At 65.3% G+C, this 16733-nt stretch carries 11 protein-coding genes; 9 read left to right on the forward strand and 2 right to left on the reverse strand.

Annotation, left to right across the window (positions count from 1 at the left end):
* Positions 1-289: 289 nt before the first annotated feature.
* From AC3WG5_RS12205 to aauR, 8 genes are all read left to right on the forward strand, one after another.
* Complete coding sequence (locus AC3WG5_RS12205; protein WP_008953804.1) at positions 290-1435, forward strand: ABC transporter ATP-binding protein; 1146 nt, start codon at positions 290-292, stop codon at positions 1433-1435.
* A 10-nt stretch (positions 1436-1445) separates the two neighbouring features.
* Positions 1446-2366, forward strand: coding sequence for an ABC transporter permease subunit (locus AC3WG5_RS12210; protein ID WP_492568882.1), 921 nt, complete (start codon positions 1446-1448; stop codon positions 2364-2366).
* On the forward strand, positions 2359-3258 hold the full coding sequence (locus AC3WG5_RS12215) for an ABC transporter permease subunit (RefSeq protein WP_482582538.1): 900 nt from the start codon (positions 2359-2361) through the stop codon (positions 3256-3258). The genes AC3WG5_RS12210 and AC3WG5_RS12215 overlap by 8 nt, the downstream gene beginning before the upstream one ends.
* A 178-nt stretch (positions 3259-3436) precedes the next feature.
* Positions 3437-4819: a sensor domain-containing protein gene (locus AC3WG5_RS12220; RefSeq protein WP_492568883.1), complete on the forward strand. Its 1383-nt coding sequence runs from the start codon at positions 3437-3439 to the stop codon at positions 4817-4819.
* 585 nt (positions 4820-5404) lie between these two features.
* Positions 5405-7294, forward strand: a complete 1890-nt coding sequence (speA, locus tag AC3WG5_RS12225; RefSeq protein WP_492568884.1) for an arginine decarboxylase — start codon at positions 5405-5407, stop codon at positions 7292-7294.
* Between the two features lie 464 nt (positions 7295-7758).
* Positions 7759-9060: a dicarboxylate/amino acid:cation symporter gene (locus AC3WG5_RS12230; RefSeq protein ID WP_482582530.1), complete on the forward strand. Its 1302-nt coding sequence runs from the start codon at positions 7759-7761 to the stop codon at positions 9058-9060.
* Positions 9061-9195: 135 nt separating this feature from the next.
* On the forward strand, positions 9196-11058 hold the full coding sequence (locus tag AC3WG5_RS12235) for a sensor histidine kinase (RefSeq protein WP_014086741.1): 1863 nt from the start codon (positions 9196-9198) through the stop codon (positions 11056-11058).
* The gene (gene aauR, locus AC3WG5_RS12240) at positions 11051-12376 is read left to right on the forward strand and encodes a two-component response regulator AauR (RefSeq protein ID WP_014086742.1); all 1326 of its coding nucleotides are present in this window, start codon (positions 11051-11053) and stop codon (positions 12374-12376) included. Before AC3WG5_RS12235 ends, aauR begins: the two co-directional genes overlap by 8 nt.
* 51 nt (positions 12377-12427) lie before the next feature.
* Here aauR and AC3WG5_RS12245 read toward each other — a convergent pair whose 3' ends face one another.
* Entirely contained in the window at positions 12428-14581 is a 2154-nt protein-coding gene (locus tag AC3WG5_RS12245) for a methyl-accepting chemotaxis protein (RefSeq protein WP_492568885.1), read from the reverse strand.
* Between the two features lie 241 nt (positions 14582-14822).
* On the opposite strand from AC3WG5_RS12245, the gene mmuM reads away from it, so the two are divergent.
* Positions 14823-15788, forward strand: a complete 966-nt coding sequence (mmuM, locus tag AC3WG5_RS12250; RefSeq protein ID WP_492568886.1) for a homocysteine S-methyltransferase — start codon at positions 14823-14825, stop codon at positions 15786-15788.
* Positions 15789-16049: 261 nt separating this feature from the next.
* Here the strand turns inward: mmuM and kdpE are convergent, their stop codons facing one another.
* Positions 16050-16733, reverse strand: a complete 684-nt coding sequence (kdpE, locus tag AC3WG5_RS12255; protein ID WP_492568887.1) for a two-component system response regulator KdpE — start codon at positions 16731-16733, stop codon at positions 16050-16052.

Genomic DNA, 16733 nt, shown 5'->3' on the forward strand with positions numbered 1-16733 from the left:
GCCGTGCTGCCGGGCGAGGGGGGCTGCCAGACTGGCATGGCGTTCGCTTATTGATTTCCATATGACCCCGGCAGATTAAAATGCGCCCTTTTGGGGCGGTTTTGGTATTCTTTCCCGGTTTAAGTGGAGGTGCATGCCGCCTGGTCGGCACGCGACGCCAGGCAAGAACGCAGGTGTACCGAATCCGGTAACAGACGATAACCAGCACCCCGACGAGAGCGGGGGCATTCGATGAATCGGCGTATCGACGGCGGTGGTCCGACGTGCGCCAGAGGGAGATTTGACCATCATGATGGATGCTGTCGCACAGCCCAAGACGGCGGCCGGGGCTCAGGTTGACGAGAAGCCCTATCTGCAGATATCCGGGATCGTGAAGAAGTTTGGCGATCACTTCGCCGTCGATCATGTCGATCTCACCATTCGCCGTAATGAAATCTTCGCCCTGCTGGGGAGCTCAGGCTGCGGCAAGTCCACGCTGCTGCGCATGCTGGCCGGCATGGAACGGCCGACCGCCGGCAAGATCATCCTCGACGGCCAGGACATCACCGCTCTCGCGCCGTACGATCGGCCCATCAACATGATGTTCCAGAGCTACGCGCTGTTCCCGCACATGACGGTCGAGCAGAACATCGCGTTCGGCCTCAAGCAGGACAAGCTACCCAAGGACCAGATCGCCGCACGCGTCACGGAGATGCTCGATCTGGTGCAGCTGCGCAAGTTCGCCTCGCGCAAGCCCTACCAGCTCTCCGGCGGCCAGCAGCAGCGCGTGGCGCTGGCGAGAAGCCTCGCCAAGCGTCCGAAATTGCTGCTGCTGGACGAGCCCTTGGGCGCGCTGGACAAGAAGCTGCGTCAGCAGACCCAGCTGGAGCTGGTCAACACGCTGGAAACCGTCGGCGTGACCTGCATCATGGTGACGCACGATCAGGAAGAGGCCATGACCATGGCCTCGCGCATCGGCATCATGAGCGAGGGCCGGCTGCTGCAAGTGGGTACCCCGACCGAAATCTACGACTTCCCGAATTGCCGCTTCACCGCGGAGTTCATCGGCGAAACCAATATCTTCGGTGGCCAGGTAGTGGTGGACGAGCCGGACGGCGTGGAAATCGAGTCCACCGAACTGGGCGGGCGCGTCCGGATCGATCACGGCATCACCGGGCCCAAGGGCATGCAGGTCTGGGCCAGCATCCGTCCCGAGGACGTGCGGCTCGATCGTGGCGAATTCACCCCGGCGCCGAACGCGGCGCGCGGCAAGATCGAGGACATCGCCTACCTGGGCAGCTACTCGATCTATCACGTGCGGCTGCCCAGCGGCAAGGTGGTGAAGTCGGTGGTGCCGTCGTCGCGCTGGTACGAGGCGGGCGAAGAGCCGCCGACCTGGGGCGAGAGCGTGAACATCCGCTGGCGTCCCGACTTGCCAGTCGTCCTGACCATGTGAGGGAAGGGTGATGACTATGCTGCGTTCCATTCTCGAGCGTTTCAAGCCGGGTAAGGGGGCCGTGATCTCGGTGCCTTACTTGTGGCTGCTGGTGTTCTTTCTGGTGCCGTTCCTGATCGTGTTGAAGATCAGTTTCGCCGATCAGGATCTGGCGATCCCGCCGTTCACGCACCTGCTCAAGTACGACGGCGACATGAGCACGCTGAACATCGCGCTCAACCTGTCCAATTTCCTGTTCATCTTCACCAACGAGCTGTATCTCGACACCTATGTGTCGTCGCTCGAGGTGGCGTTGTTCACCACGCTGGCCTGCCTGTTGATCGGCTACCCGATCGCCTATGCCATCGCCCGTGCCAACCCGGCCATCCGCAATGTGCTGCTGATGCTGGTGATGCTGCCGTTCTGGACCTCGTTCCTGCTGCGGGTGTACGCCTGGATGGGCTTGCTCCAGCCCAACGGCATCATCAACAACCTGCTGATGTCGATGGGGCTGATCAGCCAGCCCCTGGAGATGTTCCACAACCAGTTCTCACTCTATCTGGTGATGGTGTACGCCTACCTGCCGTTCATGATCCTGCCGCTCTACGCGCACCTGGTGAAAATGGACGTGACCCTGCTGGAAGCGGCCAACGATCTGGGGGCGCGACCGCTCAAGACCTTCTGGACCATCACCTTGCCGCTGTCCAAGAACGGCATCGTCGCCGGCGCGATGATGGTGTTCATCCCGGCGGTGGGCGAATTCGTGATTCCGGAACTGGTGGGCGGGCCGGACGTGCTGATGATCGGCAAGGTGTTGTGGAACGAGTTCTTCGACAACAATAACTGGCCGATGGCCTCGGCGGTGGCGACCATCATGGTGCTGTTCCTGATCGTGCCGATTGCGCTGTTCCACCGCTATGAAACCCGTCAGCTGGAGGGGAAAAATGTATAACGGCAATCCGCTGCCCAAGACGCTCAAGGGGGTGTTGCTGCTGGGTTTCCTGTTCCTTTATGTGCCGATCGTCAGCCTGATCATCTATTCGTTCAATGCCTCCAAGCTGGTGACGGTGTGGGGCGGTTTCTCGACGCGCTGGTACGTGTCGCTGATGCAGAACGATCAGATCATCTCGGCAGTGACGCTGTCGATCAAGATCGCGCTGGCCTCCGCGACGGCGGCGGTGGTGCTGGGGACCATCGCCGGTTTCGTGCTGGCGCGCTTCGGGCGTTTTCGCGGCAGCACCTTGTTCGCCGGCATGATGACGGCGCCGATGGTGATGCCGGAAGTGATCACCGGCCTGTCGATGCTGCTCTTGTTCATCTCGATGCAACAGTTCTTCGGCCAACCTTCGGAACGCGGCTTCTTCACCATCTGGGCCGGTCATACCACGCTGTGCATGGCCTACGTCGCCGTGGTGGTGCGCTCGCGCCTGATCGAGATCGACAAGAGCCTGGAAGAGGCGGCGATGGACCTGGGGGCGCGCCCGATGAAGATATTCTTCCTGATCACGCTGCCGCTGGTGTCGCAGGCCATCGCCTCGGGCTTCCTGCTGTCGATCACGCTGTCGCTGGACGACCTGGTGACGACGTCCTTCCTGTCCGGGCCGGGGGCGACGACATTGCCGATGGTGATCTTCTCCAAGGTGCGTCTGGGCCTGAACCCGGAGATCAACGCGCTGGCGGCGATCACCGTGCTGCTGGTGGGGATTTTCGTGCTGGTTGCCAACTATCTGATGCTGAGCGCCCAGCGCAACCGGGCGCGTGCCATGGCCGCGGCCATGCGCGAAAACGACGCGCCGACCCCGCCTGGCAGCGGGGCGGGAGGGGCGGTGGCGACGGCCCCCTGATGGCTGGTCCGGAGGCGGGCGGATTCGCAAGAGTCTGTCCGCCTTCTTGCTTGGGAGCGGCGGATCGTGCGTGGCGGGGAGGATTCCCTGGTAGTGTGCGATGGCCGGCGCTAAATTGGCGGCACCGGACATCGATCGATTCCTAACGCTTTACCTTTTCAGGCAATATGCTTAGCTCATGGACACAAAAAACGGTGCGCCCTTGGCAAGCTTCATCGACCTTCTGCTCGACGCCATCTGTATCGTCGATATCGAGGGGCGCTTTGTTTTCGTCAGCGCCGCCTGCGAGCGCATCTTTGGCTATACGCAAGCGGAATTGATCGGCAAGCCGATGATCGAGCTGGTGTTGCCGGAAGATCGCGCCAGAACGCAGGAGGCGGCCCGCCAGATCATGGCGGGGGATGCCAAGCCGCATTTCGAGAATCGCTATGTGCGCAAGGACGGCCAGGTGGTCCACATCATGTGGTCGGCACGCTGGTCGGAGGCCGACCAGGTGAGGGTGGCCGTGGCCCGTGACATTACCGAGCGCAAGCGGGCGGAGTCGTTGCAGACGGCGCTGTACGCCATTTCCGAGGCGGCGCATGGGGCCGAGGATCTGCTGGCCTTGTTTCAGCATATTCGGCAGGTTGTCGGCAACCTGCTGCCGGCGCAGAAATTTTCCGTGGCGCTGTACGACGCGGGGCAAGAGCGCCTGAGTTTTCCGTACCATGTCGATGCCCGCAATCATTCCCCGGTGCCGCGCAACCCTGCCACTACCCTGCTGTGCGAAGAGGTCATCCGTACCGGGCAGCCGCTGCTGCTGGCCCCCGAGACGGCGGATGCCTTGCCACCGCCTCTCAGGGCCGCGGTTTCTACGGATGCCGCCTGCTGGCTGGCGGTTCCGCTCAACTCGCTCAAGGGCATCATCGGCGCCCTGGTGCTGAAGAGCTATGCTGATGGCGTGCGTTACACCGAGAAAGACAAGGAGTTGCTGCAGTTCGTCTCGGCCCAGATTGCCACTGCGATCGAGCGCAAACAGCTGCATGCCAGACTGCAGCAGATGGCGCAGTACGACGAATTGACCAGCCTGCCCAACCGCCGCTTGCTGTATGGCCGCCTGAAAGCGGCGCTGGCAAGGGCGCGGCGCGAGCAGGGACGCTTGTCCCTGCTGTATCTCGATCTGGACAAGTTCAAGCAGGTGAACGACAGCTTTGGCCACGCCACCGGCGATCTGCTGCTGCAAGAGGTGGCCCGGCGGCTCAGGCAGTGTGTGCGGGAGAGCGATACCGTGGCGCGTATCGGCGGCGACGAATTCGTGGTGCTGCTGGAGAGCATTGCCTTGCCGGAGCACGCCTGGCTGGTGGCCGAGAAAATCCGCAGCGCCCTCGATCATCCGCTGAACCTCGACGGCCGGCACCTGCGCATCCTGCCGAGTATCGGGATCGCCCTGTTTCCCGAGCACGGCGACGAGGAGCAGCAGCTGCTCAAGCATGCCGATGACGCCATGTATCGCGCCAAGAAGACGGCGGAGGGCGCTGCGCAACAGCTCGACGACGGCGCACGGGCCGAGTCATCGGTCTAAGCGCGCTGGCGATTCCCGAGGGTGTGGGCCGTCATCGCCGCAGTTGAGGTCATGCCAGGGGAACACTGCCGCGCTACGCGCGTCAAACACGGGCCAAAGGGTGGAGTGATGCTGCTTTCATCGTCCTGACATCGTCCGGGGCTAACCTGGCGGGGGGGCCGGGCGCTGGGTGACGGCGGCAGCAAGCCTCTGTTTTGTCTGCCGCCGTTGCACGGCTTGCCGGCACTTGGCGAAGCTGGTTTGACACGCATCGCCGGTCTCCGTGCCGATGGGAAGGGGGGCGTGGCATGACCCTGTATTTCCAGTTGCTTTCCGCTTCGGCGCGGTATCGGGCAGCGTCGGCGGCCTCTTGTGGCGGCGTCTCGAGCGGCTCTCGGGGGCGGCTGTGGCGCGATGGCGGCGCCGGCTCAAAATTCTCCTTGTCATCGTGCGTGATGTTGCTAAAATCCGCGCTCGTTTTGCATCGCAATAACGCACAAAAAGATTGTTTCGCTCCGACATCCCAGGCCCACATAAAAGCTCGCAAGCCCGAAAGCCGCGCACTAAGGAGCGGGGTTCTCCATCGAATCATTGAAGGAAAAACTCATGGCTTGGTCTGTGGCTGAGAGCCGGAGCCTGTACGGCATCCGGCATTGGGGGGCGGGGTATTTCGAGGTTGGGGACGACGGCCACGTCAAGGTCCGCCCCAATACCCGTCAGCAAAACTGCGAAATCGATCTGTACGACCTGGTGCACGCGCTGTCCGACAAGGGGCTCGACCTGCCGCTCCTGGTGCGCTTCCCGGACATCCTGCAAGACCGCGTGACCCGGCTGTGCGGCGCGTTCGACAAGGCCATCGCCGACGTCGGCTACGGCAGCCAGTACACCGCGCTCTATCCGATCAAGGTGAACCAGCAGGAGGCGGTGATCAAGAGCATCATCGCCACGCCGAGTGTCTCCATCGGGCTGGAAGCCGGCTCCAAGCCGGAGCTGATGGCGGTGCTGGCGCTGGCGCCCAAGGGCTGCACCATCACCTGCAACGGCTACAAGGACCGCGACTTCGTGCGCCTGGCCCTGATCGGGCAGAAGCTCGGCCACCGCGTCTTCATCGTGATCGAGAAGGAGGTCGAGGTCGACCTGGTGATCGAGGAGGCGCAGAAGCTCGGCGTGCGTCCGCTGGTCGGCGTGCGCGTGCGGCTGTCGTCGCTGAATTCCGATAACCAGTGGGCCGACACCGGCGGCGAGAAGGGCAAGTTCGGCTTGTCGGCATCGCAGCTGATCGACGTGGCGGGCAAGATGGACGCTGCCGGCATGGCCGATTGCGTGCGCCTCCTGCACTTCCACATGGGCTCGCAGATCGCCAACATCGCCGACTATCGCCTGGGCTTTCGCGAAGCGATCCGCTACTTCGGGGAACTGCGCGATCTGGGGCTGCCGATCGACCATGTCGACGTCGGTGGTGGCCTGGGGGTCGATTACGACGGCACCCACTCGCGCAACGCCAGCTCGATCAACTACGACATGGAAGAGTACGCGCACGTGATCGTGTCGATGCTGGCCGAGTTCTGCGACGAGAACGGCCTGCCGCATCCGCGCATCATGTCCGAGTCCGGGCGTGCCATGACCGCGCACCACGCCGTGCTGATCATGAACGTGACCGACGTCGAGCGTCTGCCGGAAAGCGTGCCGGAACTGGACGATCTGGACATGCTGGCACAGCCGGTGCGCAAGCTCTACGAGCTGACCCATCTCACCGACGCCGAGATGGTCACCGAAACCTACCACCGCGCCAGTCATTACGTGGCCGAAGTGGCCGAGATGTACGCCGAGGGTCGTCTGCGCCTGAAGGACAAGGCGACCGCGGAGCAGCTCTATTACGCGCTGTGCCGCCGCCTGCACGGGCAGTTGCAGCTGACGCACCAGCGCTCGCAGCGCCAGGTGTTCGACCAGCTCACCGACAAGATGGCCGACAAGTACTTCTGCAATTTCTCGGTGTTCCAGTCGCTGCCGGATACCTGGGCCATCGACCAGGTGCTGCCGATCATGCCGGTGCATCGTCTCGACGAGCAGCCGACGCGGCGCGCGGTGCTGCAGGACCTGACCTGCGACTCGGACGGCAAGATCAAGCACTACGTCGATCAGCAGAGCATCGAGTCGACCATGGCGGTGCACGCGGTGAAGCCGGGTGACGAGTACCTGATCGCGACCTTCCTGGTCGGCGCCTACCAGGAGATTCTGGGCGACATGCACAACCTGTTCGGCGACACCGACTCGGTCAACGTGTTCGTGCGCGAGGGCTGCCGCCTGGAGTTTTCGGGCGTGGAGGAGCACGACACCATCGAGGACATGCTGCGTTACGTGCACCTGTCGCCGGAGGAAATCCTCAATCGTTACGAGGAGAAGGCGCGTGCCGCCAAGCTGTCGGCCGACGAGCGCAATACCTACTTCGCCGAGTTCTGCCGCGGACTGAAGCAGTCGTCCTACCTGTCGGTCTGATCGCCCCGTTTTTCCCTTGCCAAAGGTTGGCCGAAGCATCGTCTTCGGCCAACCTTTTTTCGTTTGGGCGGGCAGGAAAGCCGCCGCCGCCGCCCGGTCCACCCGTTCGGATAACCGAACAGCGCCGAAGACGCCATTCCGCCCATCCGTATCCATGCCGATGTCGTTAAAAAAAACTCAATAAAAACAGTATGTTGCGAATTGTATCCGGGCCGTCCGGCTGGCACGCTTCGTGCAATATAAGGAGCCGCCGGCCAGGGTGACACCCACCAACCCTGGCGGGCCAACAACAAAACGATTTCCGGCCGCAGCGCAACAGCGCGCGCGCAGGGACCACCAAACGGTCCACCCCGGTCGCTCAGGCCGGATGGACGAGCAAAGGCGGGGACGGTTGGCAAGACCGCCCCCAACGCCCTGGCCACGACGATGGCCGCGGGGGCAGACCTTCACTGGAGAGGCATTTAGTGAAACTCAATAGACTGACCACCTTCATCCTGGCCGCCATGGTGCTGGGTATCCTGACCGGCTACGTATGGCGCGAGATGGCCACCGACGAGGCCGCGATCAAGTCGTTCGCCGACAACATTTCGATCCTGACCGATGTCTTCCTGCGACTGATCAAGATGATCATCGCCCCGCTGGTGTTCTCCACCCTGGTGGTCGGTATCGCCAAGATGGGCGACACCAAGACCGTCGGCCGCATCGGCGCCAAGACCATGGCGTGGTTCATGACCGCATCGTTCTTCTCGCTGAGCCTGGGCCTGGTCATGGTCAACCTGCTCAAGCCGGGTGTCGGCCTGGGTCTGCCGCTGCCGGACGTGCACGCTTCCAGCGGCATCGAGGCGGGCGCCATCACGCTGAAGGATTTCGTCACCCACGCCATTCCGAAGAGCGTGGTCGAGGCGATGGGCAAGAACGAGATCCTGCAGATCGTGGTGTTCTCGGTGTTCTTCGGCTGTGCCGGCGCCGCCATTGGCGATCGTGCCAAGCCGGTGGTCGACATGCTCGACTCCGTGGCGCACATCATGCTCAAGGTGACCGGCTACGTGATGAACTTCGCGCCGCTGGCCGTGTTCGCCGCGATTGCCGCCATGGTGGCCAAGGAAGGCCTGGGCATTCTTGCGACCTACGGCACCTTCATGGCCGAGTTCTATCTGTCGATCGGCGGGCTGTGGCTGGTGCTGGTCCTGGCCGGCGGCCTGTTCCTCGGTCGTCGCGTGCTGACCCTGATGAAGATGGTGCGCGAGCCGGCGCTGCTGGCGTTCTCCACCGCCAGCTCGGAAGCCGCTTACCCGAAGACGCTGGAGCTGCTGGAGCGCTTCGGCTGCTCGCGCAAGGTGGCCAGCTTCGTGCTGCCGATGGGCTACTCGTTCAACCTTGACGGTTCGATGATGTACTGCACCTTCGCCACCATCTTCATCGCCCAGGCCTACGGCATCCATCTGACGCTGGCCCAGGAAATCACCATGATGCTGATTCTGATGGTGACCTCGAAGGGCATGGCCGGCGTGCCGCGCGCCTCGCTGGTGGTGATCGCCGCCACGCTGTCGCAGTTCAACATTCCGGAAGCCGGCCTGCTGCTGCTGTTGGGCATCGACCACTTCCTCGACATGGGCCGTTCCGCCACCAACGTGATCGGTAACGCCATCGCCGCCAGCGTGGTGGCCAAGTCCGAGGGTGCCCTGGGCGCCGGCGAGCTGGAAGGCGAGGACGACGATACCGATCCGGACGCCGAGGCCGACGACCTGGCACCGGCGCGTGCCTGATCCCCGCACCTAGCGTCATCCCGAACGGCCTCCTGCGCGAGGCCGTTTTCCTTGCAGGGCTGTCCTCGCCGACGGCTCTGTGATAGAACGATACAAGATCGTCTTCGCCGAATCCTCCGAATCGACCCCATCGTTATGCTGCGCATTCCCAAACGTTTTCTGCCCTACCTGCTGGCCGTGGTTTTCGGGCTGATGCTGGCCATCGGCTACATCACCTACCGGGTGAGCGAGAACAGCGGCATCGAGGCGCTGGCCGACAGCGGCACGCGCCAGCTCGAGCTGCACGCGCGCGGGCTCGAGAGCGAGATCGACAAGTACAGTTTCGTCCCCAACATCCTCGGGCTGGAGGAGCGCATCCTCAATGTGCTGACCTCGCCCGATCCGTTTCCCGGTCCGCAGAATCTGGCCAACCGCTACCTGGAAGAGCTGAACCAGCAGACCTCGACCAGCACCATCTACGTCATCAACACCGAGGGGCGGGTGCTGGCGTCGAGCAACTGGCGCCGCGCCGACAGCTACGTCGGCGAGGACCTGTCGTTTCGCGACTATTTCCAGGAAGCGCTCAAGGGCGGGCAGGGGCGTTCCTACGGCGTCGGCACCACGCGTGCCGAGCCCGGCTACTACCTGGCGCAAGGGCTGAAGAAGGACGGCAAGATCATCGGCGTGGCGGTGGTCAAGGTGCGGCTCGACCAGCTCGAACCGAGCTGGCAGTGGGCCGACACCGACGCCTTCGTCAGCGACGAGAACGGCGTTATCATCCTGGCCTCGGAGCCGGAGTGGAAGCTGCACACGCTGAACCCGCTGTCGCCGGCACGGCGCGAAGAGCTGGCGCGCAGCCTGCGCTACTACTGGGCGCCCTTGCCCTTGCTGCAGGTGGCGCAGCGCCGGACCCTGGACGTGGGGCTGGAGCGCTGGGCGCTGCAGATGCCGGGTGGCGTCAAGGGGGTGAACCGCCCCACCGACTTCCTGGCGCAGACGCGCAGCCTGAAAGATACCTCGTGGAAACTGACCCTGCTCACCCCGCTCAAGACGGTGCGCAAGACGGCGCTGAGCAACGCCGCGCTGGCGGTGGCGGGCTTCGTCATCCTGGTGATCCTGCTGGTGGCGTGGAACGAGCGGCGCAAGGTGCTGGCGGCGCGCTTCGCCGCGCGCGAGGCGCTGGAGCGCGCCAACAGCCAGCTCGAGCGCAAGATCGCCGAGCGCACCGCCGACCTGATCGCCAGCAACGACCGCCTCAAGGCCGAGATCCGCGAGCGTCAGCTCGCCGAGAACACGCTGCGCAAGGCGCAGGACGGGCTGGTGCAGGCGGGCAAGCTGGCGGTGATCGGGCAGATGTCGACCAGCATCGCGCACGAACTCAACCAGCCCCTGGCGGCGCTGCGCACGCTGTCGGGCAACACCATGAAGTTCCTGGCGCGTGGCAAGCTGGAGACGGCTTCGGCCAACCTGCAAACCATCAACGAGCTGGTGGAGCGCATGGGCAAGATCACCACCTCGCTGCGCTCGTTCGCGCGCAAGTCGACCGAGCCGATCGGCGAGGCTAGCGTGCTGCAGGCGGCGGACGCCGCGCTGTTCCTGCTGCAGCCGCGCCTGGCCAGCCCGCCGGTGAAGGTGGTGCGCGAGCTGGACGACTGCCGCGTGCTGATCGACCAGACCCGGCTCGAGCAAATCCTGGTCAACCTGATCGGCAACGCGCTCGACGCGATGCAGGCCAGCCCGCGACGCGAGTTGCAGCTCTCGTTGCGCCTGCTTGGCGAGAACTGCCGGCTGTCGGTGCGCGACAGCGGGCCGGGCTTGCCGGAGGAAGTGCGCTCGCGCCTGTTCGAACCGTTTTTCACCACCAAGCCGGAAGGGCGCGGGCTGGGGCTGGGGCTGGCGCTGTCGGCCGGCATGGCCACCGAGGTCGGCGGCTCGCTGATCGCACAGAACCCAGACGGCGGTGGTGCCGAATTCATCCTGACGCTGCCGCTGGCGGCAGTAAAGCAGAACCATGACTGAAGAAGAATTGTTATCCGTCCTGATCGTTGAAGACGATCCTACCGTGCGCCTGGGCTGCGAGCAGGCGCTGCAGCTGGAAGACATCCCGGTGATCGGCGTGGACAGCGCCGAGGCGGCGCTCAAGCATGTCGGCCCGGATTTCGCCGGCATCGTCATCAGCGACATCCACCTGCCCGGCATGGACGGCATGGCGCTGATGCGCCGCCTCAAGGAGCAGGAGCGCGCGCTGCCGGTGGTGCTGATCACCGGCCACGGCGACGTGACGCTGGCGGTGCAGGCGATGAAGGACGGCGCCTACGATTTCGTCGAGAAGCCGTTCTCGCCCGAGCGCCTGGTGGACGTGGCGCGGCGTGCGCTGGAGCAGCGCCGCCTGACGCTGGAGGTGGCGGCGCTGCAGCGTCAACTGCACGGCCGCACCGCGCTGGAGCAGCGCCTGATCGGCCGCTCGCCGGCGATCCAGCAGCTGCGCCAGCTGATCATGAACGTGGCCGATACTTCGGCCAACGTGCTGATCCACGGCGAAACCGGCACCGGCAAGGAGCTGGTGGCGAGCTGCCTGCACGAGTACAGCCGGCGTAACGCGCACAACTTCGTCGCGCTCAACTGCGGCGGCCTGCCGGAAAACCTGTTCGAGAGCGAAATCTTCGGCCACGAGGCCAACGCCTTCACCGGCGCCGGCAAGCGCCGCATCGGCAAGATCGAGCACGCCAACAAGGGCACGCTGTTCCTCGACGAAGTGGAAACCATGCCGATCAACCTGCAGATCAAGCTGTTGAGGGTGCTGCAGGAACACAAGCTGGAGCGGCTGGGCTCGAACCAGCTGGTGGACGTCGATTGCCGCCTGATCGCCGCCACCAAGGAAGACCTGGAGCTGCTGGGGCAGCAGGGGCGCTTCCGTTCCGATCTCTACTACCGCCTCAACGTGGTGACGCTGGAGCTGCCGCCGTTGCGCGAGCGGCGCGAGGACATCCCGCTGCTGTTCGAATCGTTCCTGCAGCAGGCGGCGCTGCGCTACGGCCGCGAGGCGCCCGAGGCCGATCGCCAGACGCTGTCGCGGCTGATGGCGCACGACTGGCCGGGCAACGTGCGCGAGCTGCGCAACGTCGCCGAGCGCTTCGCGCTGGGCCTGCCGGTGTTCAAGGGCGCCGCCTCCGGCGACACCCCGCCGCCGAGCCTGGCCGAGGCGGTGGAGGCGTTCGAGAAGGCGATGATCGCCGAGGTGATGCGCCGCCACGACGGCAACCTGAGCCAGACTAGCGTGGCGCTCAACATGCCCAAGACCACGCTGTACGACAAGGTCAAGAAGTACGGGTTATAAGCACTGACAGGGTTGGCCGAAGCCGAGGCTTCGGCCAACCCGAGCCCCCCCTCAGGCCCCCTGGCCGCTGACCTGGAACTTGCCGGTGAGCATGGCCAGTTCGGCGATGGTGTGGCGCGTCTGTTCCACGCTCTGGGTCAGCGCCTGCTGCGCCAGCTGCATGCTGCCCGCCACCGAACCGATGGCGTGGGTGTCGCTGGCGTGCTCCTGGCCGCTGTGGGTCAGGGTGCGGATGGTGTCGATCAGGCCATCGACGATCTCCCGCACCTCGCGGTTCTCCCCGGCCGAGGCTTCGGCCAACCTCAATCCCTCTTCGAGATGGCTCATGCCGCCTTGCATGGTGTCCACCGCGGCGGCGGCCTGGCGCTGCACCTTCTGGATCATCTGGTCGATTTCCTCGGTATTGCGGCTGGTGCGCTCGGCCAGCTTGCGCACTTCGTCGGCCACCACGGCAAAGCCGCGCCCGGCCTCGCCGGCGCGCGCCGCCTCGATCGCGGCGTTGAGCGCCAGGAGGTTGGTCTGGTCGGCGATCTCGTGGATCAGGCTCACCACCCGGCCGATGTCGCGCGTGCTGTTGCCCAGGTCGTTGATGATGTCGGCCGAGGCGCCGACGGTCTGGCGGATGGCCAGGGTCCGGCTGCTGACCTCGGCGAGCTGGCGCCGCGCCGCCTCGGCCTGCTGCGCCATCGCGGTCTGCATGCTGCCGGCGTGATGGTTGGCGTCGTCCAGCGCCGTCATCTGCTGGGCCAGGCCTTCCCGCGTCTTGTCGACGGTGCTGAACACCTGGCCCGCCGCCACCGCGGCGCCGGTATTGTGTTCGGCCATGCGGCGGTTGTGCTCTTCCAGGTGGCGGCTGACGCGCACCAGCCGCGCCAGCGTGGTGTCGAGATGGTCGATCAGGCTGTTGACCCACTGCGCCATCACCCCGGTTTCGTCGGCCGACAGCTGCTGGCGGTCGATGCGCAGCGTCAGGTTGCCGCCGCCCTCGGCGACGTTGCGGATCATGCCGGAGACGCCGCGCAGGCGCAGCGCCAGCGGCCGGGTGCAGAGCTGGCGGAAGGCCGTGGCGCCGGCCAGCAGCAGAGCGCCGTAGCCGGCAAGGCGCAGCCACAGCGGCAGGCCGTCGAGTGCCGAAGCCCCCAGCGTGGCCGCGCCCAACGCCAGCTGGATCAGCAGGAAACCGCGCATCAGCTGGTAGCTGATCGGGCGGTAGCGGTAGACCTCCTCCAGATCGGCCTCGCACATCATGCCCCAGGTGTCGGGGGAGCCGGGCAGCTGGAAGGTGATTCCCTTGCCAACCACCGGGATGTGGCGGTAGTCGGCATAGCCGGGGTAGGTGACGAACAGGTTCTGCCCCTGGCGGATGGTTTCGCGCACGCCCGGGTGGAGCTGGCCGGTGGCGGGGTCGTTGAAGGTCAATTCGAACTCGGTGTGCTCGCGCACGCTGACCGTGCCGTAGTCGGTCTTCACCCCGTCCTTGAGGTTGTCGCCACCGGTGAAGGCGCGGTCTTCGAAGCGCGAGCGCGACAGCGCGGTGCCCGGGGCGATGCCGGGGTCGAAGACGGAGCGGACCATGAACAGGTAGTTGTCGCCCGATTCGTGGAAGATGTGGCCGGCCTCGCGCTGGATCAGGTCGCCCAGCACGTCGTTGGGCACCCGTGCGCACAGGCAGCCGAGGGTGTCGCCGCCGCGGCGCAGCGGCAGGTAGAACATCATCGTCACCGCGTCGTGAAAGCGCGAGCTGCGCGCCCCCAGCGCGCGCGTCTCGGCGTCCAGGTAGGGGCCGTGCAGCCAGCGTTGCTGCAGACCCTTGTCGAGCGCCGCCGCCCTCACGCCCTGCTGGCCGCAGCGGCGTGGGGCGGTGGACGCCAAGACGCGGTTGGCGGGCGACACCACGAACAGCTCGGTGACTTCGACCAGACTCTGGTAATAGCCGCCCAGCAGCGCAGGCCAGTCGGCGGCGGGCTGGCTTGCCAGCTGTTCGCTCAGACCGGCCAGCGCCTGCCAGTGCTGCTCGGTCCATTGCGTCAGTGCTCTTACCCGGGTGCGGGCGAAGCTGTCGAACACGTGTTCCATCGTCGCGTAGCGGTCGCGGCTGAGAAAGCACGACCAGCGCATCGCGAGCTTGCCGGTCTTGCCGAATAGCGGCAGCCAGCGGCGCTCGGCCGCGCTCAAGTTCATCTGTCCGCTCTGTAATGACGACATGGTTTTCCCCCTTGGCTTGTTGTTGCTGCGACAACAAGCAAAATCGGTTCCCGTGCTATTCCAAAGGCGTAGTTCATTTGGCGTATTGCGAACTCTTCGATTATGAAAAATGGGCAGTTATGGTGCATGCCATGGTGCACGGCTGGTGCGGCGCACCACGAGCGGGCGTATCGGCGATGGATTGAGCGTCCCCGTCATTGAACGCATAATTCCTCATCTTCCAACGCAGACCACGATAATCATGACTTCCCCAACCACCGACCCCGTCGCCGCCATCCTGGCCGACTATCCGGTGCTGATCCTGGACGGCGCCCTGGCCACCGAGCTGCAGCAACGCGGCTGCGACCTCAACGACCCGCTGTGGTCGGCGCGCGTGCTGATCGAAGAGCCCGAACTGATCCGCCAGGTGCACGAGGATTACTTCGCCGCCGGCGCCGACGTCGCTACCACCGCCAGCTACCAGGCCACCTTCGAAGGTTTCGCCCGGCGCGGTTACGACGCCGAGGCGGCGGCCGCGCTGATGCGCCGCGCCGTCACGCTGGCGGTCGAGGCACGCGATGCCTTCTGGAGCGACCCGGCGCACCGTCAGGGCCGACCGAAACCGCTGGTGGCGGCCTCGGTCGGCCCGTACGGCGCGATGCTGGCCGACGGCTCGGAATACCGCGGCGATTACGGCCTCGGCGAACAGCAGCTGATGGATTTCCACCGTCCGCGCCTCAAGGTGTTGCTCGAGGCCGGCGCCGATCTGCTGGCGTGCGAGACCATCCCCTGTCAGGTCGAGGCGCGCGCCCTGGCGCGGCTGCTGGCCGAGGAATTCCCGTCCGCCCGTGCCTGGATCAGTTTCAGTTGCAAGGACGGCGAGCATACTTGCCAGGGCGAGAAGCTGGCCGATGCCGTGGCGGAGCTCAATGAGGTGGAGCAGGTGGTGGCGGTGGGGGTGAACTGCACCGCGCCCGAGTTCATCCCGGCGCTGGTGGCCGCCGCGCAGGGCGCCAGCACCAAGCCGCTGTTGGTCTACCCGAACTCCGGCGAGCATTACGACCCCGAGCACAAGTGCTGGCACGGCCACGCCGACGCCAACCGTTTCGCCGAGGCGGCGCGCGGCTGGCACCAGGCCGGGGCTCGCCTGATCGGCGGCTGCTGCCGTACCACGCCGCAGGACATCCGCGCGGTGGCGGAGTGGGCGCGGCCGTCCGCCGGACACTGAGCCCCGCGACGGCTTGGCGGGGGCATCGGGCCATTTGGTCCAGGCAGGCTGTGCCATACGAGAAACCCGATCGATTTGATCGGGTTTTTTGTTGCGGGCCGGCGGCGGCGTCAGTGTCTCGTAGCCTGTTTACGCTCTCGCCAACGAAAGCGAGACAAGGTAAAAGCGGCCGAGGAGGCGGAGTTTGCACGTGGTCAATGAGCATTCCGAAGACGTTTTCGACGCCGTATCGCCGCAGCGCAGCAGATCGTCAACCGGTTCTCAGGTCTGCAGCCGGTAGCCCACGCCCAGCTCGGTGAGCAGGTGCTTGGGCTGCGACGGGTCGTCTTCCAGCTTCTGGCGCAGGTGGCCCATGTAGATGCGCAGGTAGTGCGGGCGCTCGATGTAGTCCGGGCCCCAGGTGTCGAGCAGCAGCTGGCGGTGCGTCAGCACGCGGCCCTGGCCCTTGATCAGCGCCGAGAGCAGGCGGTATTCGACCGGGGTCAGGTGCACCTCGGTGCCGGCACGGCTGACGCGGCGCTGCGGCAGGTCGACGCAGACCTGGCCGAAGCTGACCCGGCTCTGCCCCGCGGCGGCGGTGGCGCCGCGCCGCAGCTGGGCGCGCAGCCTGGCCAGCAGTTCCGGCACGCCGAAGGGCTTGACCAGATAGTCGTCCGCCCCCTGATCGAGCGCGGCCACCTTTTCCTCTTCCTGGTGGCGTGCCGACAGCACCACGATGGGCACCGCCGACCAGCCGCGCAGCTCGCGGATCACCTCGCGCCCGTCCATGTCCGGCAGGCCGAGGTCGACGATCACCAGCTCGGGCTGGCGCGTGGCGGCTTCGATCAGGCCGCGCTGGCCGCTGTCAGCTTCGAACACGGCAAAACCTTCCGCCTCTAGCGCGGCGCGCAGGAAGCGGCGGATTTGCGGGTCGTCCTCGATGATCAGCAGGCGGCGGTCGTTCAT

The sequence above is a fragment of the Pseudogulbenkiania sp. FW507-F1 genome (assembly GCF_058781125.1).

Bases quoted from the DNA above. Each gene is read 5' to 3' on its own strand.
- AC3WG5_RS12215 (WP_482582538.1), top strand. From the start codon at position 2,359: ATGTATAACGGCAATCCGCTGCCCAAGACGCTCAAGGGGGTGTTGCTG.
- AC3WG5_RS12245 (WP_492568885.1), bottom strand. From the start codon at position 14,581: ATGTCGTCATTACAGAGCGGACAGATGAACTTGAGCGCGGCCGAGCGC.
- AC3WG5_RS12235 (WP_014086741.1), top strand. From the start codon at position 9,196: ATGCTGCGCATTCCCAAACGTTTTCTGCCCTACCTGCTGGCCGTGGTT.
- kdpE (WP_492568887.1), bottom strand. From the start codon at position 16,733: ATGAACGACCGCCGCCTGCTGATCATCGAGGACGACCCGCAAATCCGC.
- AC3WG5_RS12220 (WP_492568883.1), top strand. From the start codon at position 3,437: ATGGACACAAAAAACGGTGCGCCCTTGGCAAGCTTCATCGACCTTCTG.
- AC3WG5_RS12205 (WP_008953804.1), top strand. From the start codon at position 290: ATGATGGATGCTGTCGCACAGCCCAAGACGGCGGCCGGGGCTCAGGTT.
- AC3WG5_RS12210 (WP_492568882.1), top strand. From the start codon at position 1,446: ATGACTATGCTGCGTTCCATTCTCGAGCGTTTCAAGCCGGGTAAGGGG.
- aauR (WP_014086742.1), top strand. From the start codon at position 11,051: ATGACTGAAGAAGAATTGTTATCCGTCCTGATCGTTGAAGACGATCCT.
- mmuM (WP_492568886.1), top strand. From the start codon at position 14,823: ATGACTTCCCCAACCACCGACCCCGTCGCCGCCATCCTGGCCGACTAT.
- speA (WP_492568884.1), top strand. From the start codon at position 5,405: ATGGCTTGGTCTGTGGCTGAGAGCCGGAGCCTGTACGGCATCCGGCAT.